We start from the raw sequence: 23,369 nt of genomic DNA, 5'->3' as shown, positions 1-23,369 counted from the left end.
GTTTAGAAATTATTTAAAATGTTTTAACGAGTTATCTTTATGGTATTTTTCCCTGCTTGAATAATATAAATTCCTTTTGCTAAAGATGCAAGATTGATATCTAATTTTCCATTTTGTGGAGCGTTGTAACGTGCAATCTCCTGACCATTCACAGCGATGATTCGTACTAATGTTGCTACTTTTAATCCTTCGTAGTACACATGTCCATCTACTAAGGTGGGTTGGTTGGTTGTGGTTGCTACTTGTTTGATGTCATCGGTAATATTCTCTACGGAATAATCCTTTACGTCTGTTAATGCAATTTCTTGCTTTTTACCAGTGTTGTCAGTTGCTATCAATTTGTCTCCTTCAAATGTAAATGAAGGACGGTCAGCTAACGCAAAGGTTATTTGCTGTCCATTGTTTAAAATGAATACGAGCTTATCTAAAGCGTATGTTGGGGCTTTAGAGAAGAAAGCCAAGGCGCAAGCCAAGACTATGGCTATTTTTTTTGATCTTAACATATGTTTTTTTGTTTATAATAATGAATAAATAAGTGACAACGAATCTGTATTATATTGATAGTTTATCTATCAAAATGAGTGTAATTTTGGAGTTAAACTTCTCTTTCTTAACTAACTCCGCAAAGTTAGTCTTTTTTTTTAATGCAAAGATAATTTTATGAAAAAAAATAACCAAAAAAATAACATACCTAAAAATAGGTAATTTGAATTTCAAACTGTGTCTGCCACAAATAGAATGTTCTATAATAAAGGCAAGGACTATTGAAAGCAACAACACAAAGGATAAGCCCATAATCGAATTTCTCTAATGAGCTTATCCTATTTAAGAAGGTTGTTGCATTTACATGTTTCGATTATTTAAGCACTACACCACTATTGTCCGTAGGGTTTTGAGTCAGTGTACCAGGATATGCGTTAATCGCCTTCTGTGGTATGTAATAGGTTACTCTGTAGTCGGTAGCGGGAATGTCTTCCTGCTGTCGATGTGGTCCAGGGTAATGGCGCTTCAAGGATTTTCCGTTTCTGAACACGTCATAGCTGCGTTCGGCTTGGAACGCCAGTTCTAACTGCCGCTCTTTGTCTATTCTCATGCCTGCATTCGAAGCGTCAAGCGATGGATACCCAGCATTGGGTATGGAACGTTCTCTAATGGTGTTAAGGTCAATGCGTGCCTTTTCGTATTCCCCTAACTTCGCGTAAGCCTCAGCCCGATTCAAGTATATTTCGCCCAAACGACTGATGATAGGTGAATGAAGGTGTGAATCTTCACCCTCACGCGAACATTTCACGATGTAGAATTGCGGGTAGGCACGATTTAGATGGATGTAATAATCTATCATACCAGCATATTCTTTTCCGTGATACACAATCTTATACGTTTCCTGTTGCTCGTCTATTGGCTTCAGGTCATAAGTGATTGTGCTCTCCTTTTCAGTCTTTTCAATACATTTTACATCTTTTCCATCACGCTGAATATCAAACTGAGCATAGTTGCGATCTCCTTTCTCGTTTTGGTAAATAAACCGAAAGACCTCTGTCTTCTCCTTCCCGTAGGTAGGTTCAATGAAGGCAGCTCGTGCATCTATGATGCGATAGTGGTCAGGACGCCAGTCATTTCGACCTGTTTCGTTGAGCAAGTCAATATATTTGGCACTGGCATACATTTCACCCCAACCCATTCCACCTATGTTGGCGTACATTCCACCGATGCCGTAATAGTGGGCGTAGCCAGAGAACTCAGATGCAACACGCTTAACTACAAAGATAGACTCTTTGTTACTTTCTGGTGTAAAGGTGTTATATTTCATAAAATCACTGCGTGACAGTAATTGGTACTTCTTTGAGTTGATGACCTTATCAGCGTATTCTACCGCCAATTTGGCATACTCTCTGTTTGGGTTTTCATAAGTACCGCTCATATAGAGATAAACCCTCGACAGTAACGCTTGTGCTGCTTCCTTTGACGCATAGGCAGGACCTTTGTCGATAGTCATTAGCTTTTCGGCTTGTTTCAGGTCATTGATAGCTTGTTCATAGGTAGCCTTTACAGTGGCACGGTTGTCAAGATGAAGGTTTTCTAATACGTCATCGGGTGTACCGTTGACGATGGGAACGCCTAAATTCTTGTCGGGTGCTTGATAATAAGGTCTACCATATGCGCGACAAAGATAGAAGTACATCATCCCTCGCACGAAATAACATTCTCCTAACTGGTTGTCTATTTCTTTTCCTTGTCCTTCTTTTACCATCTTGAGGATATTCGAAGCCTGTGCTATGGCTTTGTATCCCTGATCCCAGAAGCTTTGCAAGCGGTAGTTGTTGGGAGTTCTCGAGAAGGAAATAAACTCAAAGAAAGCATCCGTAGAAGAACCACGTATCATCATGTTGTCGCCTGCATATTCGCCACACCTGTGCATGGGGTCTGACCACGACTTGAGTTGTGCGTACATGCCTGTTACTAAGGCGTCAAGATTTTCACTCGGATTTTCTTCTACTTGTTTAGACTGCATCTGTGTTGCAGGCAACCTTTCGAGGTCGCAAGCTGTCAGTGAAATGGCTGCCAGCCATATAATCCATATTTTTTTCATTGTAGATAAGTGTCTTTAGAATGTTAGATTAAGTCCCAGCATAAATTTCCGTACCATGGGATATACATAAGTTCCTCCAGTATTCATCACGCTCAATACACCCTTGTCGTTAGTTCCTGCAGGTAATTCAGGATCTACTCCAGAATAATTGGTAATGGTAAATAGGTTTTCTCCCGTTAGTGATATGCGCATATTCTTAATGCCAAAGCGGTTCAGGTCTACATTATAGCCTAATGTGAGTGAGCGCAGCTTTAAGTAGTCGCTACTCTCAAGATATCGAGATGAAGCTTGGTTACCCTTGTCTTGATTGTTGTACAAGGCTCTTGGGTGCGTGGCTTCATCGTTAGGCTTTTGCCAACGTGTCCATCCGTTTTGTAATTTCATCTGATTGCGGTCGCCAGCGTATGCTCCATCCGAGTCGAATTCTTGTCGATAGTAGCTGTATATCTGTCCTCCAATGGAATAACCAAAGTTGGCATGCAAGTCAAAATTCTTATAAGAAAGGGCTGTTGAGATGCTTCCGAATAAGTCAGGTGAGGCTTTACCACATTTGAAATCGGATGCCTTGGCATAGTTCGAGGTGGTTACCTTATTGCCGTTTTTGTCTGTAGTGTACCACATAGGGCGTCCGTCTTCCTTGTTTACGCCTGCCCACTCTTTCATATAATATGTATCAACAGGCTCTCCAATTTCCAAAATACGCTGTGCTGTACCAGCAATGGTCGTTCCATCGCTAATCAAAACAGGCTTTACAATGTAGTTACCGTTATTATCCAACTGTTTGTAAAGGTCACGCAATTCATTGGCGTTGTGTGTAAGATTTAAGTCAACAGCCCATGTAAGATCTTTGGTTCTGATGATATCACCGCCTAAGGTTAGCTCTACTCCTGTATTACGCATCTTGCCTATATTTTTCCAAATGCTGGTCACGCCAGTCAATCCTGTGACGGGTACCTTGTAGAGAATGTTGCTGGTATTCTTGACATATCCGTCTAACGTCAAGCGAATGCGGTTTTTGAAAAGCGATAAGTCTACGCCAATGCCTGAAGTGAATGTCTTTTCCCATGTGAGGTTGGGGTTTCCTATTTGATTAATAAGTGCACCAGGCATACTATCGTAGTTTACACCTACTGAGTAGAGCGAATAAGAGGGATACAACTCAATAGGAACGTTACCAACAGAACCGTAAGATGCACGCAGTTTTAGCAAGTCCACACAGTCTAATGTGAACCATTTTTCGCGGTTAATACTCCATGCTCCGCTGACGGAGAAGAAGTTGCCATAGCGATTGTTGATACCGAAATTGGATCTACCGTCACGACGCAGTGAAAGTTCTGCAAACAGCTTGTCATCGTATGAATACTTCCATTGTGTGAACAAAGACTGCTTTGCCCATGCTGAAGGTGCACCCTTTAGTTTTTCTGGCTTAGAGGTTGCACTAAGAGCTTCAAATCCTTTTACAAATCCTGTACCGTATGCGTCAATATAATTATGCTCGTAGTCATTGAACTCGTATGCGAGCATACCGGAAACACGATGTGCTTCAAACATTTTTTCAAATCTTAAGATTTGGCTGGAGTATCTGCGAACCCAACTTTCTCTCCATTCAGTGATACGTCCATGTGTATCTCCTCCTGCTGCACTCGAACGTGGGTCGTAATATCCATGATTTTCAAGATTACTATAGCGATAGTTGTTAGACGACGTGAACGACAACCAATCGGTAAAGTCTACCTTGAAATCCAATCCACCTACCACTTCATATTGTTTCTCTTCGTTGTGGTTCCACTGCAAATCGTATAGATAGTTGGTTCCCTTGCTGTTTACCCAACCTGAATATTGGTTAGGCACCAAGTTTCCTTGTTCGTCATAAGGACTGTCCCAAGGCATCATGTAGTACATTGAACCTACATCGTGTTGCTTGTCGGAAACGTTGCGAAGCGAGCCACTGAACGAAGGTGTGATGCTAAGCCAACGAGCTGGCTGGTATGACAGACTCATGCGAGCCGAATATCGATCGTAGTCGTAGCCTTTTACTGCACCCTCTTCATTGTAATAGCCTAAAGAGAAAAATGATTTCAACTTATCATCTCCGCCTGAAACAGTCAGGTTGTAGTCTTGTGTGAAGCCAGTTTGTGTAGCCAACTTAAACCAATCGAAGTCTTGGTTTCTAAGGTCAGGCGTCCATCTCTTGAACTTAACTTGGTCTACATTGGCAAACGACTTGTAGAAATCGTAGAACTCGGCACCGTCCATCATTTGCATGTGACCGCGACTCAGCGTGCTGATACCTGTCTTCGCTGTGATATTGAAGGCTGTTCGACCACTTTTAGCCTTTTTTGTGGTTACAACTATTACACCATTGGCACCTTCCGAGCCATATATGGCTGTTGAGGCAGCATCTTTCAAAACAGTTAAGCTCTCGATATCTGCAGGGTTCAATTCTCCCGGACTGTTACCAACGATGATGCCATCGATGACCCATAATGGGGCTGTAGCACCATTGATAGAGGTTTGTCCACGTATCACAATTGCTCCCGAAGCCCCAGGTCGGCCGCTTCCTGGTGCAACATAGACTCCTGCAGCTTTTCCATTAAGCATGTTTTCTACAGAGGCAGATGTGATATCTTTGAGCTTTTCGCTCTTAATATTAGCCATGGCACCCGTCAAACTCTCTTTGCGTTGGGTTCCATAGCCTACCACTACTACTTCTGAAAGTTCTGTTTCTTGTGGTTGCAAGGTGACTATCATGTTGTCGGTAGCCACCACCGTCTGGTCGGTAAAACCGACATACGACAAAGTGATGCGATTGTTTTTCTTGCTGAGCGTGAGGACAAAATTACCATCTGCATCGCTTATGGTTTTGTTAGCAGTACCTACTTCGGTAATAGTTACACCGACGAGTGGCTCACCTGCCTTGTCTACTACCTTTCCTCTCACTCCATTTTGTTGGGTAGAGGTTGCGATTGTTTGTTTTGGAGGTACCATATGCCCATGATTAGCAAAGACCAAACATGGTAAAGCAATGGCACAGACGAGCAACAAGCTTCTTGCTTTAGCGTCAATAGTCATTAGGTTACACATTTTTTGATAAGGTTATTGGTTAATATTAATGAACAATCATTGTAAAAATGTAAAGTCAAAAGGTTAACAAGTAGCAAATATATAGCTTTTTATCGTAAGCAGTGCGCTTTTTGGAGTATTTAATTAATAAAAAATATTAAATATATTTTTTACAAATGACAACCCAAACGAACCACTACATACGATTAGTGGTTCTTTTGGGTTGTGAGATTTATTGGCTTGATGACAACGCCTATTCAAGCTGTTTGTCGATAGCAAACATCGATGTTCAGTTTTCTTCGCAAAACAGTACTTGGATAATGGTTTGTCCTACTGCCTTGAGCGTATTCTTGTCAATATGCTCTATCGTGTCGTAGATGGTGTGCCAAGTGGGACCAAAGCTGCTTTGCGTACAGTCGGGATAATAGGGGATGATGTCAATGGTAGGTATTTTGGCATTTTCGTTCAAAGGGATGTGGTCGTCGGTAATATAACCTCCGTCTTGTTTGATAAAATAACTTCCATAGCCAGCAGCACTTGCAGCCGACCACACCTTATTTATAATCTCAGGCGCATATCGTTTGGAAGCCAATTCTTGGTAGAACTTTGCTCCTTGACCACCCACCATATCCAACAAAATGCCATAGAGGGGTCGGTAGTTGTCGGGGAGGTTTTTCGACCAATACTGCGCCCCCAACGCCCATGCATCTTCTCCGTCCTGTTGCTCTGCCCATTGCGGAGTCCCCCAGTCTTCGGCATCAAAGCAAACGAAGTCAACCCCGTAATCCAGCGTAGAGTCTTTGCTAAGTAGTCGGGCTATCTCCAACATCACCGCTATTCCGCTGGCTCCGTCGTTAGCAGCCATTACAGGTTTGTGCCAATTGGTACTATCTGGGTCGTTATCCGCCCATGGTCTACTGTCCCAGTGAGCGCATAGCAAGATGCGCTTTTGTGCTTCTGGCTTGTATTGTGCCATGATGTTGGTAGCCTTTAGCAAGGTGCCATCGTAGCCTTTCAGTTCGACTTTTTGAGTACTTACATGACAACCGAATGCCTTGAACTTTTCAATAATCCACTTCGCACATTGTTCGTGTGCTTCGCTGTTCATGGTACGAGGACCGAAACTACATTGTGCTTCAATATAATGGTATGCAGAATCGGCTTCAAAAGCAGGACCAACAGGCTCGTTGTGCATGGCGCTTTCCATTTCATTTGTTATTTCTGTCGAAGTTGCTTGTGTGGAATGCCACCCCCAAAAAGCTATAGCAGCCAAAAGGATTCCTGTTCCTACTCCCATGATTATTTTCTTTTTCTTCATTTCTATGCTTGGTTATTTGCTGTGATGTGCCAGCTTTTGCGTCTATTTTATTTTCAGTTCTTGTGCCTGTTGCATGACTCTGAGCCAGTTGCCGCCCCATATCTTGGCAATATCTTCATCGCTGTAACGGCGGCGTAGCAATTGAATGGTAAAGTTAATCATATACGATGAATCAGCCATACCACACACCCCACCGTCTCCGTCAAAGTCAGTTCCGATGCCAACGTGGTCAATTCCCATGATTTCAATGGCATGTTCCAAGTGACGTATACCGTCAAGAATGCTGGCTTTAACGCTGTCGGAGCGCAAAAATCCATGGTAGAATGTCGTCTGTACCACACCTCCCACCTTCGCAATGGCACGCAGTTGGTCATCGGTGAGATTGCGTGGAACATCACAGAGTGCCTTGCAGTTGCTGTGGCTGCACACAATAGGCGACTTGCTGATGTCTATCGCATCGTAAAAACTCTGTTCACCGCCATGCGAGAGGTCGACCATAATGCCACAATTGTTCATTTCTCGAATCACTTTCTCACCGAAGTCGGACACGCCGTGATGCGTGTTGATGCTCTTACGAGCACTGTCACAGATGGCATTGTCACCATTGTGGCACAGTGTAATATAGGTAATACCCCGCTGCGCAAAATGTTGCACGTTGCGAATATCGTTTTCAATGGCAAGACCATTCTCAATGCCAAGCACGATACTCTTTTTCCCTTGTCGCTTGTTTTCGTAGAGTTGGTCGGGATGACGAGCGAGTGCAAGGTACTTGTTATTTGCTTTTACAATTTCTTCTATCTTGTCAAAGATAAGGTCAGCGTATGCCTTTGGTCCTTCAACCTTAAAAGGTGCGATGTCTGCAAATGTCTCTCCGGGCATGGTTTGTGGCAGGTAAGCCACCATGGTCACCGCATCTTGGTGTCCTTCAGACATTTTGTGCAGGTCTACAAGGATACGACTGTCACGCTGCTCAAAGTGGATACCTTGTGGAAAAAACATGGGCGTGTCGCAGTGTGAATCGAGGGTGAGGATGCGTTGGTGTAGGGCTTTGGCAGCTGCAAATTCTGTTGCACGCTTGACAAGCCATTCGAAAAGAGGAAGACCTGCCTTTTCCAACCATTCTGGATGCCACTGAACGCCCAAGATAGACTTATATTCAGTACTCTCCATTGCTTCAATAATGCCGTCTGGAGCAGTAGCTGTGGCAATAAATCTGTCTCCCGTATTGTTTACCGCTTGGTGGTGAAAGGAGTTAACAAACAGCTTTTCAGATGGATAGATATGATAGAGCGTGCTGTTTTTTGCAATTGAAATGCTGTGAGTCGGTTCGTTTTTATCGGCATCCTGGTCGTGTTTAATTTGCGTATGGATGTCTTGTGTCACCTCTCCTCCCAAAGCAATGGCAAGCGTTTGCATCCCTCTGCAAATGCCAAGCATAGGGATTTGTCGGTGATAAGCCAACACAGCAAGCCGCAATTCAGCTAAATCTCTGGTGGCATTGATATGCCCCAATCCCTTTTCTGGTTCCTTTCCCAACCACAAAGGGTTGTGGTCAGCCCCGCCCGAAAATATCAACGCATTGATATTTTCAAGGGTATTGATCATTACATCGATGTTCTCTATCGGTGGAATCAGCACAGGTGTGCCTCCAGCCTCGCTTACTTGCTGGTAATAACGTTCACGTATAGAAGCATCACCATCGGCATAATTGGTGGTAATGCCAATGATGGGAAGATGCTTCGCGGGTGGAAAAGATGAATGAATACGGTCTAAATCAGCACGAAGATCGAAATCTATCATAGTTCTTCCACGTTAGCAGGAACTTCACGTTTAATGCTTTGATCTAATGAAATCAAGGTTTCGGTACTCACTACACCTGCAATCGTCTGTATGTGGTTGTTGAGTAGGTCCATCAGCTGTTCGTTGTCGCGGGCATATAGCTTGAGTAGCATCGTGTAAGAGCCTGTAGTAAAGTGACATTCTACTACCTCTGGAATTTCTTGGAGTTGCTCAACCACCTTCTTGTACATGCTTCCACGTTCCAGATTGAGGCCAATATAGGTGCATGTGGAATAGCCTAAACTCTTAGGATTTACGTTGAAACTACTACCAGTAATGACTCCATTCTCTATGAGATGTTGCACACGTTGGTGAACAGCTGCACGAGAAACGCCACATTCTGCTGCGACATCTTTGAATGGCATGCGTGCGTTATTTGACAAGATGCTTAAAATCTTCTTGTCAAGATTATCAATTTTCTCTGAATCTTTTCCCATTTCTTATTGTCATGTTTAAGTTAATCTGATAGCAAAAATAAGAACTTTAATTGAAAAAATCAACAATTGGTCTATAAAAATAACACTTACCGCTCATTATAACCTGTGGATGAGAAGAATTAAGTAGGAATTATTGGTGTAAAAAGTAAAAAACCTATTGCCAAAAATACTGATAATTTTTGGGCAATAGGTTGATGCGTATGGTCTGTATTCTGCGTTGTTGCACCCTTTGGGGCGTATTGCGAATACGAATAAAGACTGTTATTTCTTACTTTCGGGCTTTGTTGTTTTTTCCACACTGATAAGTTCTACCGTGAAAATCAAAGTGGAATATGGCTGTATCTGTCCTGCTTGACGAGCGCCATATGCCAATTCTTGTGGAATATACAATTCCCATTTGCTTCCTACTGGCATCATGGAGAGGGCTTCTGTCCAGCCTTTAATCACCTGATCGCAGCGAAACGAGGTGGTTTGTGGATTGCGTTGGTAAGAACTATCAAATATCTTTCCGTCAATGGTCTTGCCTTCGTACTTCACCGTTACTTTATCTTCTTTCTGTGGCACTTCTCCTGTTCCCGCAGTGATGATTTTATATTGCAATCCACTTTGGGTTGTTTTGACGCCTGGTTGTGTCGAATTATTTTTCAACCATGCTGTGTTCGCATCCTTATAAGCTTTCTCTTTAGCCTCTTTGGCAGCGGTTGCACGCTCACGGAATAGTTCAGAGGCTTGGTTCACAGTGTATATGGTTGTATCGTTCTGTATTCCTGCCATAAATCCTTGTTCAAAGATTTTGGTATTTATCTCTTCAGGAGTTCCTTTGAAAGCTTCAGTGGTTTGTGGAAGAATGCGGCTTTTTACCATTCGTGCAATGGCCTGACCAGCATGACGAGCCTTAAATTCAGGCGTGTCTACCTGCTCTAATGCTTCTTGAAAAGCGGTTAAGAACTCGTTCATGTGTGCTTCATCAACTCCATACTCGTGTTGTAAAAAAGGAAGTAGTCCGTTGGTTGCTGCCATACCTGTAGCAAAGCTCAACGAATCTTGTGGGGTTAAGATGGCTTGTGCTGTGCTTTTAGTCTGTTTTTTTTGATGCTTCTTTTTGTCCGTTGTACCCCATGAATTGATGGAAATGGCTAAGAAGCATAGCGAAAAGAGAATTATTTTCTTCATAATTTAATAGTGGAATTAAGAAAGACTCACCTTATATGGATTGCTCTGTTTCCTATTTGTATCAGAAACCAGCACATACAGGGTGAGCCTTTGTAAATGTGATAATGTTGCGAACAGCAACTTATTTTTCAATGCTTAGTAATTCAATCTTAAAGATGAGTACAGAGAATGGCTTAATCTGTCCCTGTTCACGCTCTCCGTAAGCTAAGTCTTGAGGGATATACACTTCCCAAACAGAACCTACTGGCATGTGAACGAGTGCATCTGTCCAACCTTTGATGACCTGATTAGCACGCAAGGTCACAGGGTTTCCACTCTTGTAAGAGCTGTCAAACACCTTCCCATCCAAGGTTCTTCCTTCATAGTGAACCTTTACCATAGAGGTATCAGATGGCATTGCACCGCTACCAGCTTTGATAACCTTGTACTGTACACCGCTTGGTAAGGTCTTTACATCTTTCTTATTCTTGTTTGCAGCAAGGAATTTCTCACCAGCTGCCTTGTTGGGACCGTATTCTTTTTCCATCATCTTGCTGCGAATGGCAACCATCTTCTTTTGAGCTGTCTCGCCAGCCTGTTCAATGGTCATCAAACCTTTCTTGCCTGTTGTCCCTGTAATGAAACCAGCCATGAAGTTTTTCAAGGAGATACTCTTGGTAGAGTCGCTGCCAAATACTTCTTGATTGATACCAGTAATCATTTGGTTGCTAATCTGTTGTCCAATTTGGATACCTGCATAATAAGCAGCGCGAGCTTTATCATCGCCTGCATTAGCACCCTCGTTTAAGCCTTTGATGAACTGATCCATATAAGTGGTATCGATGTTCATACGAGCTACCAAGAAATCTTTCAGACCTTGTGTCTGTGACATACCCATGGCATAGCTCAAGGTGTCAATATCGGTCTTTAGATCTGCTTTAGGAGTTGAATTGCCGCAACCTGTAAATGTTGCAGCAGCAATAGCCAAAGCGGCTACAAAAGTCAGTTTTTTCATTGTTTATAGTTTTATTAAATTACTTCGATGAGTTCTACGTCAAATATGAGTGTTGCGAAAGGAGGTATAGAAGAACCTGCACCATGCTCGCCATAACCTAAGTGGTAGGGAATGAAGAAGCGGTATTTGGCACCTTCTTTCATCAGTTGTAAGCCTTCTGTCCAACCTGCAATGACTTGGTTTAGTCCAAATGTAGCTGGCTCTCCACGCTGAATGCTACTGTCAAAAAGAGTTCCGTCTACCAACATTCCTTCGTAATGACATTTCACTTGGTCGGTGGCTTTAGGTTTTTTACCAGTACCTTCTGAAAGCACTTGATATTGTAAGCCTGAAGGTAAAGTAATCACTCCTTCTTTTTTTGCATTTTCGTTAAGGAAGTTTTGTCCTTCTGCCATAGCTACTTTTCCTTTTTCTGCGGCAGCCGCACGCTGCTTGGTCTCTTGTTCTTGGAAGAAAGTTTGTACCAAGGATTGTGCTTCCTCATTGCTAATTTGTGGTTTCGTACCTGCGATTACATCCTTAATGGCTTGTGAAAAATCGTCTATATTAAGCCCCTTGGCACCCATATCAGATAACTGTTGACCGATACCGAGTCCCAAAGCGTAACTTACTTTGTCCATATTCAATTAATTATAGTTGGTATGTATTGTTTTAAAACAGGGACAAAGATAACAAAAAACTATCATAGACGGGATTTATTTATCAAAAAAATACTATTTTTGTAAAAATTAAACTGCACCTCAACAAACTAAGTGAACTTGTTTGTATTCGGTCGGTTTACTTTTATGATGATGAAATGGCACAATCATGTCTACTTTTAGGAAAATAAATTTATAGACAACAATATAATCATGAAAAAGATAGTGTTCTTAACAGGCGCTGGAATGTCAGTGGAAAGTGGGTTTAAGACCTTTCGAGGCAGTGATGGACTTTGGGAGAATTATCCAGTAGAGCAGGTGGCATCTCATGAAGGTTGGGAAGCCAACCCTACGCTGGTAACTAACTTTTATAACATGCTTCGTAAAAAACTGTATGATGCTCAGCCCAACGAAGGGCATCGACTGATACAGCAGTTGGAAGAGAAGTATGATGTAACTGTCATCACACAGAATGTCGACAATCTGCATGAACGAGCTGGTTCGTCACGTGTTGTTCATCTACATGGTGAGTTGACAAAGGTCTGCTCCAGTCGTGAGCCTTATAATGAGGCTTACATTCGCGAACTTACGAAAGAAAATGCGGAGGTTACTCCCGGTGCAAAAGCTGATGACGGTTCTCTTTTGCGTCCTTTCATCGTTTTCTTTGGTGAGAGTGTGCCCATGATTTCTGTAGCTGCACAGTATGTTCAACAGGCTGATATCTTTGTAATCATAGGAACCTCTCTTAATGTTTATCCTGCTGCTGGATTGGTGGGGTATACAAGACCGGGCTGCCCAATTTATTTAATTGACCCCGATCATGTCGGAACCAGTGGTATTGCACGCCTCGAACACATTCAAAAAGGGGCGAGCGAAGGGATGAAAGACTTGCTTCGAATATTGGATTAGTTGCGTCCTGTGGGCGAGTGGAAGTGAGACAAACCATGGAGTGTACAATCTGTTAGCATCCTCTCGTCTGCTTAAAGATATGGATGAGTTCGGTAAAACAGTCTATTTTGGAGCGCAAAACAGACTGTTTTCCTTACCAAAACAGTCTGTTAAATAACGGTGAAAAGTTTGATGATCTCCAAAATAATTAGTATATTTGCGATAGACATCATAATGATGCAGATAAACAAACTTCATTACACGACTCAAGAGTTCAATCAATAGAAGGAGGAATGCTTATGATGAGTGAATTAATTGATATGTTACACACCGAGGATTGCTCCATGGTGTTGCTACACGAGGGGAATATTCGCATTTTTAAGGGGCGTGGCGTTCGGACGCTCTACCACCTTTTGAACGAAGCACCCGAATCTCTCTTAAAATCTAAGATAGCTGTAAAGGCGGTAGGTAAAACAGCCGCACGTGCCATGACCGAAGGAGGCGTGGTAGAAGTCTATGCCGATGTGATGAGTCAAGAGGCTTATGCATGGCTGGAAGACGCTGGTGTGAAAGTGAATTGTGAAAAGAAAGTTGACCATCAACGCTTTTTGAAAATATGGGCGGAGATGGGAGAAATCAAGGATTAAAGTTTCACTTTCAACTCGTAGTTTTTGGTTTTACGAGTGTTCGACAGCTAAGGTGCCTTGAACCACTACACATTGTGCTGGCGAATACCCATGCGCGCTTCAACCACGTTCACTACATAGTCACCGAGTTTTTCGCACTCTTGGATAATATCCATGTAGATAGTACCAATAGCATAAGTGTATAGGTGGTTGTTGATATCTGTGATATTTTTAGTTTTGAGTTGATTGCGATAGTTGTTAATCTCGGTTTCGATATTGAAAGAGCGATTGACGTCAAGGTTAGATTTGCGCCCAGATAGCATCACATTCATTTGAGTAAGTGCGTCATCTGTCAACTCAAACATCTGATGCATCTGCTCATATTGTTTCTCCGTGAACTCTTCTTTACCTGCACGTTTACGTTTCAATGAACGAGCAATATTGTAACAACTGTCCCCAATGCTTTCTATCTCGGTAATTTGTCGCAGCATGGAGCGGATTTTCAACTTGGTGTCATCGCTGAGATGTGCCGTTCCAATCTGATCTAAATAGTTGGCAATCTCTATTTCCATGTTGTCACTAATGCCTTCGTACTTCTCTATTCTGTCAAAAAGTTTTGCAAACTTGTTTTCATCCTCTATTCCTAACAACTCTCTGACCATGTTGAACATGCGCTGGATACGTTCGGCAAAGGACTGAATCTCTTTGTGTGCTTCCAAAACAGAAAGCTCTGGAGTCTTCATAATGCCCATCTGAATAAAGCGTAGGCGGAAGTCTTCTTCATCATCTTTTTTGTTTGGTTTAATCATCGCACATACTAATTTCTCAATTTGTGGAATGAACCAGATGAGAACAGCGGTGTTCAATACATTAAAAGAGGTGTGAAAAGCAGCCAATACAATAGGAAGTTTCACAGCTAATTGCTCTTGTGTCAGAACATGATTGGCAGGATCGTAATGGACAAGATCGCAAACACCATTTACAAAAGGATAGAAAATACAAAGTACCCAAATCACTCCGATGACATTAAACACCAAATGTGCCAAGGCAGTACGCCGAGCTTGTGTGTTTGCCCCTAAGGCTGCAAGGTTGGCAGTGGCTGTAGTACCAATGTTTTCGCCCATTACCAAGGCTATTCCGAGATAAATCGGTAGCACACCAGTAGAGCATAATAAGATGGTAATCGCCATGACTGCTGCCGAAGATTGGACGATACAAGTAATAACAGTACCAATCAATAAAAAGGAAAGAATGGTAAGATATGAATCTACATCAAATGACTTGAAGAAATCAATGATTGCAGGATTGTTCTCTAATTGTAGTTCTTTTCCAGCAACACTAAGTAGTACAAGACTGAAAAACATGAAGGAAAGTCCAAAGAGGAAATCTCCTATATAGCGCATCTTGCGGCTGTAGATGAGGATAATGCCGACCAAAAAAGCAGGAAATACAAAACTTGTCAAGTCTACGGAGTAGCCCAACGACATAATCCATGCGGTGAGCGTGGTACCAATATTCGCACCCATGATGACCGATATAGCTTGTGCCAAGGTGAGCAAGCCTGCATTTACAAACGAAACCGTCATGACCGTGGTAGCCGAAGACGACTGCACGGCACAGGTAATGAATGTTCCAGTGAGCATTCCTGTGAATCGATTGGTGGTCATGGCTCCTAAGATGTGACGTAACTGTGCGCCCGCCATTTTTTGTAATGCTTCACTCATGACTTTCATGCCATAAATCAGCAAGGATAGAGAACCAATAATCTTAAAAAAAATAGCTAAGTACTCACTTGTTGTCATCATAATTGTATTGTAATGCGATATATTTTTGTACTTCGAGAAAAATGATTAACTTTACATCGTATAACTTTCACGAACTTAAATCAGTAGACCAAATGAAACAGATGCTGCATATACGTTGCAAAAATAATAAAAAAATTAAAGACGTAGCTATTGGAAGCACACTTTCTGAAGTTTTTGATGAATTTAAATTAGAAATGCCTTTCGGACCCATCTGTGCAAGGGTGAATAATAAAGTTTGCGGGATGAACTTGTGTCTATATCATAACAAGGACGTTGAGTTTTTGGATATGTACAATAGTTCTGCACAGCGTAACTATACGCGAACTTTGTTTTTTATACTTTGTAAGGCTGTACACGACTTGTATGCAGGGTCGGAAGTAGTGATTGATATCCCTGTATCGAATGGTTATTACATTAACCTAAAGATAGGACATGAGGTGAGTGAGGAGGATGCTGTACGTATACGTGAGCGTATGCAACAGATTATTGATGCTAAAATCCCTATAGTGCGCTATCAAGGTCCTACGGAAGAGGCAATAAAGATGTTTGAAAGCAAGGGGGATGAAGCTAAGGTGAAACTGTTGCGAAGCATCGGTTCGTTGTACACAGTATATCATCAGATTGATGATTATGTGGACTATTATTATGGTTCTTTATTGCCTAACACGGGAGATATTTATCTCTTTGGATTGGAAAAATATTACGAAGGACTGTTGCTGCGTATTCCTTCTAAAGAAAATCCAGCGAAGTTAGGCGAATTGATACGACAAGACAAAATGTTTGAAGTATTCTTGGAGCAGCATCGCAGACAGCACATATTAGGGGTAAGTACCGTAGGCGATTTTAACGAAGCAGTGCAGCAGGGGCATGCTACCGATATGATAAACATCAGTGAGGCACTTCAGGAAAAGAAAATCTCACAGATAGCCGATAGCATTGCCATGCATCCAGATGTTCGAATGGTTCTCATCGCTGGTCCTTCTTCTTCGGGGAAGACAACATTCTGCAAGCGATTGAGCATCCAATTGTTAGCCAATGGCATTCGTCCTGTGCAGATTTCACTTGACGACTACTTTGTAGATCGTCATCGAACACCGTTAGACAGCAATGGAGACTTTGATTATGAAAGCCTCTATGCTTTGGATCTTCAACTCATCAACGAGCAGTTTAGTGCGCTTTTCCGTGGAGACGAAGTGGAATTACCCAAATATAATTTCCTGACAGGAAAAAGCGAAAGGAGTGGAAAGAAGATGCGTTTGGAAGAGCGGCAAGTATTGGTGGTTGAGGGAATTCATGCTTTGAATCCTGAATTGACCGCTCAAATACCCGACAAGCAGAAGTTTAAAGTATATATATCTGCATTGACAACGATTCTTTTGGATGACCATAATTATATTCCAACCACAGATAATCGGTTGTTGAGGCGTATCATTCGGGATAATAAATATCGTGGCGTGAGTGCGCAAGAGACCATTAAACGATGGCCAAGTGTAAGAGCTGGAGAGACAAAGTGGATATTCCCTTATCAGGAAAATGCGGACATCATGTTTAATACTGCCATGCTTTACGAGCTTGCCGTCATCAAATCGCAAGCTGTCCCATTGTTAGAACAAGTGCCAGAGAATTGCGAAGAATATGCGGAGGCTTACAGATTGCGGAAATTCTTAGCGTACATTAAGCCGATTTCTCACAGAGATTTGCCACCTACAAGTCTTATTCGGGAGTTTTTAGGTGGTAGTTCTTTCAGGTACTAACCCTACCTTTGTTCTCAATCCCTTTTCCCTTCGTGGAGAGATAAAAACTTATAGCAAAAGGCTTGACAAGGAATTCCTTATCAAGCCTTTTGCTATAATGGTGCTAATGTGGCGTTCTATGTAACGCAAAGTTTTCCTTTCCAAAGCTTTAATCATTGTCAGCAACTTCCTCAATCGTCTCTCCAATGCAAGCATTCGGCTCTTGTATGTGGAGCATGGAGCAGACTGTTGGTGCTATATCTACAATGTGTGTAGTCTTTGCTGTTTGTCCATGCTCAATTTTCCAGCCCATAAAGATGAGAGGAATGTGTGCATCGTATGGATTCCAAGCGCTGTGCGTGGTGCCAATGTACTTCTCATTTACCTTAGCATCCACTACGTTTGGATTGCAAACAACTTGAATGTCTCCGCTACGATGAAGGTTATAACCGTTTGCTAATTGTTCTTTTAGTTTGGAAGGCAAAGTGGTCGCATTCAAATTTTGCATATCTACCACAAATGCGAATTGTGGATCTTTGCTTAAAAAGTTGACAGCTTCCTGCTTAACTTTGTCAATTTGAAGATTTGCTTTTGCTATAGCTCCTTGGTTAATGTGCAGGGAATAAGCGTAAAACCAATTAAATAAACTGTCTACACCAAACTTTTGTTGCAAATGAGTGTTTAGCTTATTCATGGTAGCTTTTGCATCGTATCCACCTGCTGGTATGCGTTGAGCCTTCATCTCATTAGGGTTGTGAGCACCACCATGGTCAGCAGATAAGAAAAGAAGATAGTTGCCACGACCAACTTGTGCATCTAATGTCTTTAGAAATTGTGCCAATTCTTTGTCTAATTGCAAATAAGCAGCCTTTACTTCAGGTCGTCGAGTGCCATAAATATGACTGATAATATCCGTTGGTGACACACTAACGCATAACATATCCGTCGTATTTCCCTTGCCAAGCTGTTCGTTCTGGAGTGCAGCTTCTGCCATCTTAAAGGTCATGGTAATGCCTTTTGTGTTGGCAAGCATATCGAATCCTGGTTCTGTCTGATTGTCTTTGTTGAATTTGGTCACCCATTGAGGCAACTTGTCCATATAAAACGAGCTTGTAACAAAGTGTCCCGCTTTCTTGTCCCACCAATAGGCAGCATTCGCAGCGTGCCCTGCTGGAAGTATTGCAGCGCGATCTTTTAATGCTACGCCAATCACTTTTGATTGATAGTTGGTGGCAATCCTTAGCTGGTCGCCTATCGTTGTGGCAAGTAGATTATGAGGTGACATCTGTCCTGCACTATTATTGCTTCCCACACTCTTTACATTTTTATCAAAACAACAATATACGGGTTGTCCATTCAGTCTGAAATTGTTGCCTGCAATACCGTGAAGTGCGGGAACACTTCCTGTATAAATGCTTGTATGTCCAATAGCTGTGACCGTTGGTGTGTAGTTGATAAGCGTTTTCTCACAGCTGAAACCTTCGTTGAGAAGTCTTTTGAAGCCGCCTTCTCCAAATTCATTGTAATAATAATAGAGGTAGTCCCATCGCATTTGGTCTACTGCTAACCCGATAACTAATTTGGGTCTTTCTACTTGTGCCTGACTAATCAAGGCACATACACATAAAACACAACTGATTAATATTTTCTTCATAACTTTGATAATATGAGTTATTGTTCAATGAACATATACCATTTTTCAGAATGGGGCTTGTTAAATGTTCACTTTTATAGATTGCAAAGTTAATGATAATCTGAACAAAAAAGCCAAAATAATATGACATTCGTGGTACAATTTATTTTTTTTGAGTATCTTTGAACCGAAAGGAGAGTAAACTATGGAAAAGATAACGCAAGATAATTTATCAGATAAATACGTAGACAGCATTGAGTTGCGACAAATAGATAAGTTCGTTTGTGATGAGATGTCACGTCAGATACACCGCTACATCAAGGCAATGTCTGGCTCAAAGACCATGATGGAAAAGTTTGAAGCAAATTTGTCTACGCTGACTATTCCGCAAAAAGAAGAAGCCATTGCTCGTTATATCGACTTAAATCGAAAGGTGTTGAGCGGGTTAGACTGGCAAATAGTGGTGGCACGTGCCATGGCTAATTACTGTGATACATTCAGTTATCTGCTCACGTTGATGCATGATGAACGTAAAATGGCGTTTTATTTGGAGCGTGTGAAGAATAAATACATTCGGTATCATGAGGTAATTGAGGAGCAAGGCAAGTTTGGTCTCAAGAATTATCAGGGAGAAATCATGGTTCACCCCATATACGACTTTGTCCGTACTTGTTATGTTTATGTCGATGACCTCATGACTATGCCTGTAATTGTGCAAAAAGAGGGCAAGATGGGACTGATACTTCCCGATGGAAAGGATACCATTGTCGCTCCTTTTGAGTATGATGATATTTCCTTGCGAGATGAATATCCTTATTTTGAGGCTATTCGTGGCAATGAAAAAGGGTATATTTATTGTGATGGGAAGTTTGTTGCGATATCTCTAAATAAATAAAGGCGAAAAAATAAATAATAAAAAGGAGTTCTGTGATAAGGTTCTTAACTCCTTTTAGAAGCATGTTAATGGAAGTCGTTTTGCATGCTGTACCCTTTATGGAATAAACCGTTAGCGTATTGCGGAAATGCTTGATTTGTGAAGTGTTATTAAATAAAAGCAATAGAAGAGCGGTAACAACCTTTTTATGGTTTTACTGCTCTTCTTTAAATTGTTCGCTATAAGTAGATGAGTTCTATCTATTCACCTTGTCTATTTTGGCTTATTTTATATAAAAAAAAGAAGTCAAAAGATGACAAACATAAATTATATTTGTTGCTATGTATTTATGGTGATAATTTATAGTCTTCTCTTTTAGTGTTTTTGTTTGTCAATGCGGTTATGCTAAGTAAGCATTTACCATCCAAACTGCTTTTTCCTGACCTACCAAGAAATCGTCCATTAAGGCAATAGTTACTTCATCGTTTGCTTCTTCGGCTGCTGCAATAACAGCACGTTCTTGAGCAATTAGCACTTTTAATGTGTCTAAAATTAGTTGCATACCATCAGTATCGGTAACCTTGTCGTTCTCCTCTTGCAAAGAAGCCGCTTTTAGCAGTTCGCTGAAGCGATTTTCTGGTTTACTGTCTAATTGCAGCAAACGTTCTGCAACGCTGTCAATCTTTTCAGCCGTATCGTTGTATTGCTTCTCATATTCTGCATGAAGCTGAAAGAAGCCCTTGCCTTGCACATTCCAATGTAAGCCTCGTAAGTTCATATAGTAAACATGCAAATCGGCAAGCAATTGATTTAATCCCTTAACCACTCCGTTAACTTTGTTCTCGTTTAATCCTGTAATCATTAAATTTTTCATGTTTCTTTTGTTTTTTTATAGTGATACAATTTAGTTAATAGTGTTTACTACTGAAGCCTTTGTGTAATAAACACATAAAAATAAATAGATTTCTTTTTTAGTTTTTCCATAATCATGCAACAGAGCATGATATTGAAGTTCTATCACGAAATATTGAATAAGCCGTCATATTACGCCCCTAATCCTGTCGTCAAAGGCTGAAAGGGCTGCCTTGGCGCCTTCACCCATGGCAATCATGATTTGTTTGTAAGGCACGTTGGTCACGTCACCAGCGGCATAAACACCAGGCACGGTAGTCCTACAATAGTTGTCCACCTCTATCTCGTGACGCTGATTCAACGGAAGTGCCTCACGGAAAGGGTCGGCATTGGCAGCCAATCCTATCTGTACAAAGATACCGTCTACCGCAATATCACGCTCTTCATCATCGTTGCGGTTCTTCACGCGAATGGCTGTTACTTTCTGTCCGTCGCCCACAATAGCCGTAGTTTGTGCCATGGTGAATATTTCCACGTTATCTAAACTCTTCGCTTTTTCTTGTAAAACGGTGTCAGCTCGTAGGGTCTCACCAAATTCAAGCAAGGTTACCTGTTTGCAGATGCCTGCCAAATCGATAGCCGCTTCTACGCCAGAGTTACCTCCTCCGACCACTGCCACATGCTTGTCCTTATAAAAAGGACCGTCGCAGTGGGGACAGAAGTGTACGCCATGCCCCATATATTTAGCTTCGTCTTGTACATTGAGCTTTCTCCAACTTGCGCCAGTGGCAATGATAACCGCAGGTGAGATAAATATTTCACCGCCTTTTACGTGTACCTTCTTTAGTTCTTCGTCGAAAAATGCCTTGTCAACCCTTCTGTTGTCAAACACATCAATAGAATATTCCTTGAGGTGGGTAAGGAGGTTGTCAGCCATCTTCGCTCCCGTTGTCTTGGGAACAGAGATAAAGTTTTCTATGCCAACCGTATCTTTCATCTGCCCACCGATGTTATTTGCAATGATAGCTACACGCAAACCCTTACGTGCAGAATAAATAGCTGCCGACGCTCCAGCAGGGCCACCTCCCACAACTACAACATCGTAATGGCGTTCCACAGGTTCTTCGTTCTCATCCTCTTCGCTACCAATCATGTCTTCTAATTTGGTGAGCAGCTCTCCTAAGCTGCCTCGTCCAATGTGCAACAATTCTCCGTTGGCATATACCGTTGGCACAGCTTGAATATTCAAGCGCTCTACCTCGTCTTGAAACAAGGCGCCATCTATCATTTCGTGCGTAATTTTTGGGCTGATTAGCGCCATGACGTTCAACGCCTGTACGATGTCGGGGCAGTTGGTGCAGGTTAACGAGACGTATGTTTGCAGTTTGATGTTTCCTTTGAGACGCTGGATGCGCTTGCTAATCGCATCATCGGGCAGGTTTTTGCCCTTGCCATCGGCATTTAAGACAGCCAATAGAAGTGACGTAAATTCGTGACCGTTGGGTATGCCACGAAATATAACGCCTGTTTCTTCATTGTCTTTCAGCAGAGAGAACTGTATTGTCATGTCATCGGTCTCCACAAATTGTGCCTTAAAAAGCTGGGATGTCGAGACAAAGTCGTTAATAAATTCTTTTAGTTCTGTGGCTTTTTCATGTTGCGGATGCGCAGTTACTTTGAAGGTATATTGATGGGTTAAGTCTTTGAAGACATCTTTAACCTGTTGTAGGATGGTTGTATCTAACATTGTGATATAACTTATTATGTGAGGGTAGTTCGTTTTTCTTTGCGTTTCTTGCAGAAATGCAAAAGGAATAAAAAAGGTAGCTGGAGAAAACAATAACGATACTTGGTTCGTAGGTATTTTCTTTCAGCTACCAGTCAAGTTTGGTTCTTGTTTCTTTTTATAGTTTTCCTACCAAGTCGATACTTGGCTTCAATGTCTCTTCGCCCTGCTTCCACTTTGCTGGACAAACTTCACCGGGATGAGATTCTACGAACTGTGCTGCTGATACCTTACGTACCAACTCGTCTGCATTGCGACCAATGCTGTTGTCTTGAATCTCTGCAATCTTAATCTTGCCCTCTGGATCTACCAAGAAAGTACCGCGATAAGCTACACCTTCGTCTTCTTTGTAAACGCCAAAGCCCTTTGCCAATACTGCCAATGGGTCGGCAAGCATGGTGTAGTTAATCTTCTTAATGCTGTCAGATGTGTCGTACCATGCTTTGTGTACAAAGTGGGTATCGCAGCTAACAGAGAATACCTCTACGCCCATCTTCTTTAATTCTTCGTATTTGCCTGCTAAGTCAACCAACTCTGTAGGACATACAAAGGTAAAATCGGCTGGGTAGAAGAAGAAGATTGCCCATTTGCCCTTGATATCTTCGTTTGAAACTGTCTTAAACTCTCCTTTTTGGAATGCCTGAACCTTAAACTCAGGTACTTGTGCGTTGATAATTGTTTCCATTTTTATTGTTTTTATTTTAATATTATGTAATGTAATGAACAAACGACTTATCTCGTTTGTAATCATTACAAAGTTACTGATAAATCTGTAAATGCAATCAATTCTTAGCCATAATAATGCAAATAATAACCATAATTATAGCTTTTTCTTCGATTTTAACATATTTGTAAATGTATTTCTCCTTGTAGCTACTCCTTTCGTATCGAATCTTTATCATGCTACATTTGTTCATCTTCCGTAAGATAGAGATAAAGGTAACGTTTATCTTATGATAAGAATCAGCCACAGCTCTATCATTGTAGACTGAGATTTTTCCAACGAAAAGCAGCCATAAAACAGCATTTAGTAAGATTGACAACACGCAGGATTGAATGATAATTAATGCTGAATTTTCTTTACAAAGTGCCTCTCATAACTCGCGTGAAAACAACCAAC

At 41.6% G+C, this 23,369-nt stretch carries 18 protein-coding genes; 4 read left to right on the top strand and 14 right to left on the bottom strand.

The window, feature by feature from the left end:
* Positions 1 to 23: 23 nt before the first annotated feature.
* The 9 genes from HMPREF9304_RS00520 to bamJ (HMPREF9304_RS00475) all read right to left on the bottom strand — a co-directional run bounded on the left by HMPREF9304_RS00520 (position 24) and on the right by bamJ (HMPREF9304_RS00475) (position 12,034).
* Positions 24 to 503 (bottom strand): T9SS type A sorting domain-containing protein, encoded by a 480-nt coding sequence (locus tag HMPREF9304_RS00520; RefSeq protein WP_036925675.1) that lies wholly within the window; start codon positions 501 to 503, stop codon positions 24 to 26.
* Positions 504 to 856: 353 nt separating this feature from the next.
* Positions 857 to 2,590 carry a RagB/SusD family nutrient uptake outer membrane protein gene (locus tag HMPREF9304_RS00510; protein WP_036925669.1) on the bottom strand — a complete coding sequence of 578 codons (1,734 nt, stop codon included), beginning with the start codon at positions 2,588 to 2,590 and terminating at the stop codon, positions 857 to 859.
* A gap of 15 nt (positions 2,591 to 2,605) precedes the next feature.
* On the bottom strand, positions 2,606 to 5,662 hold the full coding sequence (locus HMPREF9304_RS00505) for a SusC/RagA family TonB-linked outer membrane protein (protein ID WP_036925668.1): 3,057 nt from the start codon (positions 5,660 to 5,662) through the stop codon (positions 2,606 to 2,608).
* 280 nt (positions 5,663 to 5,942) lie between these two features.
* Entirely contained in the window at positions 5,943 to 6,971 is a 1,029-nt protein-coding gene (locus HMPREF9304_RS00500; RefSeq protein ID WP_036925666.1) for a M28 family peptidase, read from the bottom strand.
* A gap of 42 nt (positions 6,972 to 7,013) precedes the next feature.
* The gene (locus tag HMPREF9304_RS00495; RefSeq protein ID WP_036925664.1) at positions 7,014 to 8,771 is read right to left on the bottom strand and encodes a gamma-glutamyl-gamma-aminobutyrate hydrolase family protein; all 1,758 of its coding nucleotides are present in this window, start codon (positions 8,769 to 8,771) and stop codon (positions 7,014 to 7,016) included.
* The gene (locus HMPREF9304_RS00490) at positions 8,768 to 9,247 is read right to left on the bottom strand and encodes an Lrp/AsnC family transcriptional regulator (RefSeq protein WP_036925662.1); all 480 of its coding nucleotides are present in this window, start codon (positions 9,245 to 9,247) and stop codon (positions 8,768 to 8,770) included. Before HMPREF9304_RS00490 ends, HMPREF9304_RS00495 begins: the two co-directional genes overlap by 4 nt.
* Positions 9,248 to 9,508: 261 nt before the next feature.
* Entirely contained in the window at positions 9,509 to 10,420 is a 912-nt protein-coding gene (gene bamJ / locus HMPREF9304_RS00485; RefSeq protein WP_036925658.1) for a BamJ family beta-barrel-assembly machinery protein, read from the bottom strand.
* A gap of 121 nt (positions 10,421 to 10,541) precedes the next feature.
* Positions 10,542 to 11,414 carry a BamJ family beta-barrel-assembly machinery protein gene (bamJ, locus tag HMPREF9304_RS00480; protein WP_036925655.1) on the bottom strand — a complete coding sequence of 291 codons (873 nt, stop codon included), beginning with the start codon at positions 11,412 to 11,414 and terminating at the stop codon, positions 10,542 to 10,544.
* A 14-nt stretch (positions 11,415 to 11,428) separates the two neighbouring features.
* Positions 11,429 to 12,034: a BamJ family beta-barrel-assembly machinery protein gene (gene bamJ / locus HMPREF9304_RS00475; RefSeq protein WP_036925652.1), complete on the bottom strand. Its 606-nt coding sequence runs from the start codon at positions 12,032 to 12,034 to the stop codon at positions 11,429 to 11,431.
* Positions 12,035 to 12,265: 231 nt separating this feature from the next.
* On the opposite strand from bamJ (HMPREF9304_RS00475), the gene HMPREF9304_RS00470 reads away from it, so the two are divergent.
* On the top strand, positions 12,266 to 12,961 hold the full coding sequence (locus tag HMPREF9304_RS00470; protein ID WP_036925649.1) for an SIR2 family NAD-dependent protein deacylase: 696 nt from the start codon (positions 12,266 to 12,268) through the stop codon (positions 12,959 to 12,961).
* Positions 12,962 to 13,233: 272 nt separating this feature from the next.
* Entirely contained in the window at positions 13,234 to 13,587 is a 354-nt protein-coding gene (locus tag HMPREF9304_RS00465; protein WP_036925646.1) for a DUF1893 domain-containing protein, read from the top strand.
* A 65-nt stretch (positions 13,588 to 13,652) separates the two neighbouring features.
* Here the strand turns inward: HMPREF9304_RS00465 and HMPREF9304_RS00460 are convergent, their stop codons facing one another.
* Positions 13,653 to 15,368, bottom strand: a complete 1,716-nt coding sequence (locus HMPREF9304_RS00460) for a Na/Pi cotransporter family protein (protein WP_036925643.1) — start codon at positions 15,366 to 15,368, stop codon at positions 13,653 to 13,655.
* Positions 15,369 to 15,463: 95 nt separating this feature from the next.
* Between HMPREF9304_RS00460 and HMPREF9304_RS00455 the strand changes: the two genes are divergently transcribed.
* A complete protein-coding gene (locus HMPREF9304_RS00455; RefSeq protein WP_036925711.1) occupies positions 15,464 to 17,125 on the top strand; it encodes a nucleoside kinase in 1,662 nt (553 codons plus the stop codon).
* 148 nt (positions 17,126 to 17,273) lie between these two features.
* Here HMPREF9304_RS00455 and HMPREF9304_RS00450 read toward each other — a convergent pair whose 3' ends face one another.
* Complete coding sequence (locus HMPREF9304_RS00450; protein WP_036925639.1) at positions 17,274 to 18,758, bottom strand: alkaline phosphatase family protein; 1,485 nt, start codon at positions 18,756 to 18,758, stop codon at positions 17,274 to 17,276.
* 184 nt (positions 18,759 to 18,942) lie between these two features.
* Between HMPREF9304_RS00450 and HMPREF9304_RS00445 the strand changes: the two genes are divergently transcribed.
* Positions 18,943 to 19,632, top strand: coding sequence for a hypothetical protein (locus HMPREF9304_RS00445; RefSeq protein ID WP_036925635.1), 690 nt, complete (start codon positions 18,943 to 18,945; stop codon positions 19,630 to 19,632).
* Positions 19,633 to 20,011: 379 nt separating this feature from the next.
* Here the strand turns inward: HMPREF9304_RS00445 and HMPREF9304_RS00440 are convergent, their stop codons facing one another.
* The 3 genes from HMPREF9304_RS00440 to ahpC all read right to left on the bottom strand — a co-directional run bounded on the left by HMPREF9304_RS00440 (position 20,012) and on the right by ahpC (position 22,934).
* Positions 20,012 to 20,485, bottom strand: coding sequence for a Dps family protein (locus HMPREF9304_RS00440; RefSeq protein ID WP_036925631.1), 474 nt, complete (start codon positions 20,483 to 20,485; stop codon positions 20,012 to 20,014).
* Positions 20,486 to 20,650: 165 nt separating this feature from the next.
* Positions 20,651 to 22,210 carry an alkyl hydroperoxide reductase subunit F gene (gene ahpF / locus HMPREF9304_RS00435; RefSeq protein ID WP_036925628.1) on the bottom strand — a complete coding sequence of 520 codons (1,560 nt, stop codon included), beginning with the start codon at positions 22,208 to 22,210 and terminating at the stop codon, positions 20,651 to 20,653.
* Positions 22,211 to 22,367: 157 nt separating this feature from the next.
* Positions 22,368 to 22,934: an alkyl hydroperoxide reductase subunit C gene (gene ahpC, locus HMPREF9304_RS00430; RefSeq protein ID WP_008125072.1), complete on the bottom strand. Its 567-nt coding sequence runs from the start codon at positions 22,932 to 22,934 to the stop codon at positions 22,368 to 22,370.
* Between the last annotated feature and the right edge of the window lie 435 nt (positions 22,935 to 23,369).

Source organism: Hoylesella timonensis S9-PR14, assembly GCF_000762405.1.
GTDB classification, from domain to species: Bacteria; Bacteroidota; Bacteroidia; order Bacteroidales; family Bacteroidaceae; genus Prevotella; species Prevotella timonensis_A.
The sequence above is the reverse complement of the archived record's forward strand: the minus strand, read 5'-3'. Positions and strand labels throughout refer to the sequence as shown.

Coding starts and splice junctions, on each gene's coding strand:
- HMPREF9304_RS00520 (WP_036925675.1), bottom strand. CDS start 503: ATGTTAAGATCAAAAAAAATAGCCATAGTCTTGGCTTGCGCCTTGGCT.
- HMPREF9304_RS00510 (WP_036925669.1), bottom strand. CDS start 2,590: ATGAAAAAAATATGGATTATATGGCTGGCAGCCATTTCACTGACAGCT.
- HMPREF9304_RS00505 (WP_036925668.1), bottom strand. CDS start 5,662: ATGACTATTGACGCTAAAGCAAGAAGCTTGTTGCTCGTCTGTGCCATT.
- HMPREF9304_RS00500 (WP_036925666.1), bottom strand. CDS start 6,971: ATGAAGAAAAAGAAAATAATCATGGGAGTAGGAACAGGAATCCTTTTG.
- HMPREF9304_RS00495 (WP_036925664.1), bottom strand. CDS start 8,771: ATGATAGATTTCGATCTTCGTGCTGATTTAGACCGTATTCATTCATCT.
- HMPREF9304_RS00490 (WP_036925662.1), bottom strand. CDS start 9,247: ATGGGAAAAGATTCAGAGAAAATTGATAATCTTGACAAGAAGATTTTA.
- bamJ (WP_036925658.1), bottom strand. CDS start 10,420: ATGAAGAAAATAATTCTCTTTTCGCTATGCTTCTTAGCCATTTCCATC.
- bamJ (WP_036925655.1), bottom strand. CDS start 11,414: ATGAAAAAACTGACTTTTGTAGCCGCTTTGGCTATTGCTGCTGCAACA.
- bamJ (WP_036925652.1), bottom strand. CDS start 12,034: ATGGACAAAGTAAGTTACGCTTTGGGACTCGGTATCGGTCAACAGTTA.
- HMPREF9304_RS00470 (WP_036925649.1), top strand. CDS start 12,266: ATGAAAAAGATAGTGTTCTTAACAGGCGCTGGAATGTCAGTGGAAAGT.
- HMPREF9304_RS00465 (WP_036925646.1), top strand. CDS start 13,234: ATGCTTATGATGAGTGAATTAATTGATATGTTACACACCGAGGATTGC.
- HMPREF9304_RS00460 (WP_036925643.1), bottom strand. CDS start 15,368: ATGACAACAAGTGAGTACTTAGCTATTTTTTTTAAGATTATTGGTTCT.
- HMPREF9304_RS00455 (WP_036925711.1), top strand. CDS start 15,464: ATGAAACAGATGCTGCATATACGTTGCAAAAATAATAAAAAAATTAAA.
- HMPREF9304_RS00450 (WP_036925639.1), bottom strand. CDS start 18,758: ATGAAGAAAATATTAATCAGTTGTGTTTTATGTGTATGTGCCTTGATT.
- HMPREF9304_RS00445 (WP_036925635.1), top strand. CDS start 18,943: ATGGAAAAGATAACGCAAGATAATTTATCAGATAAATACGTAGACAGC.
- HMPREF9304_RS00440 (WP_036925631.1), bottom strand. CDS start 20,485: ATGAAAAATTTAATGATTACAGGATTAAACGAGAACAAAGTTAACGGA.
- ahpF (WP_036925628.1), bottom strand. CDS start 22,210: ATGTTAGATACAACCATCCTACAACAGGTTAAAGATGTCTTCAAAGAC.
- ahpC (WP_008125072.1), bottom strand. CDS start 22,934: ATGGAAACAATTATCAACGCACAAGTACCTGAGTTTAAGGTTCAGGCA.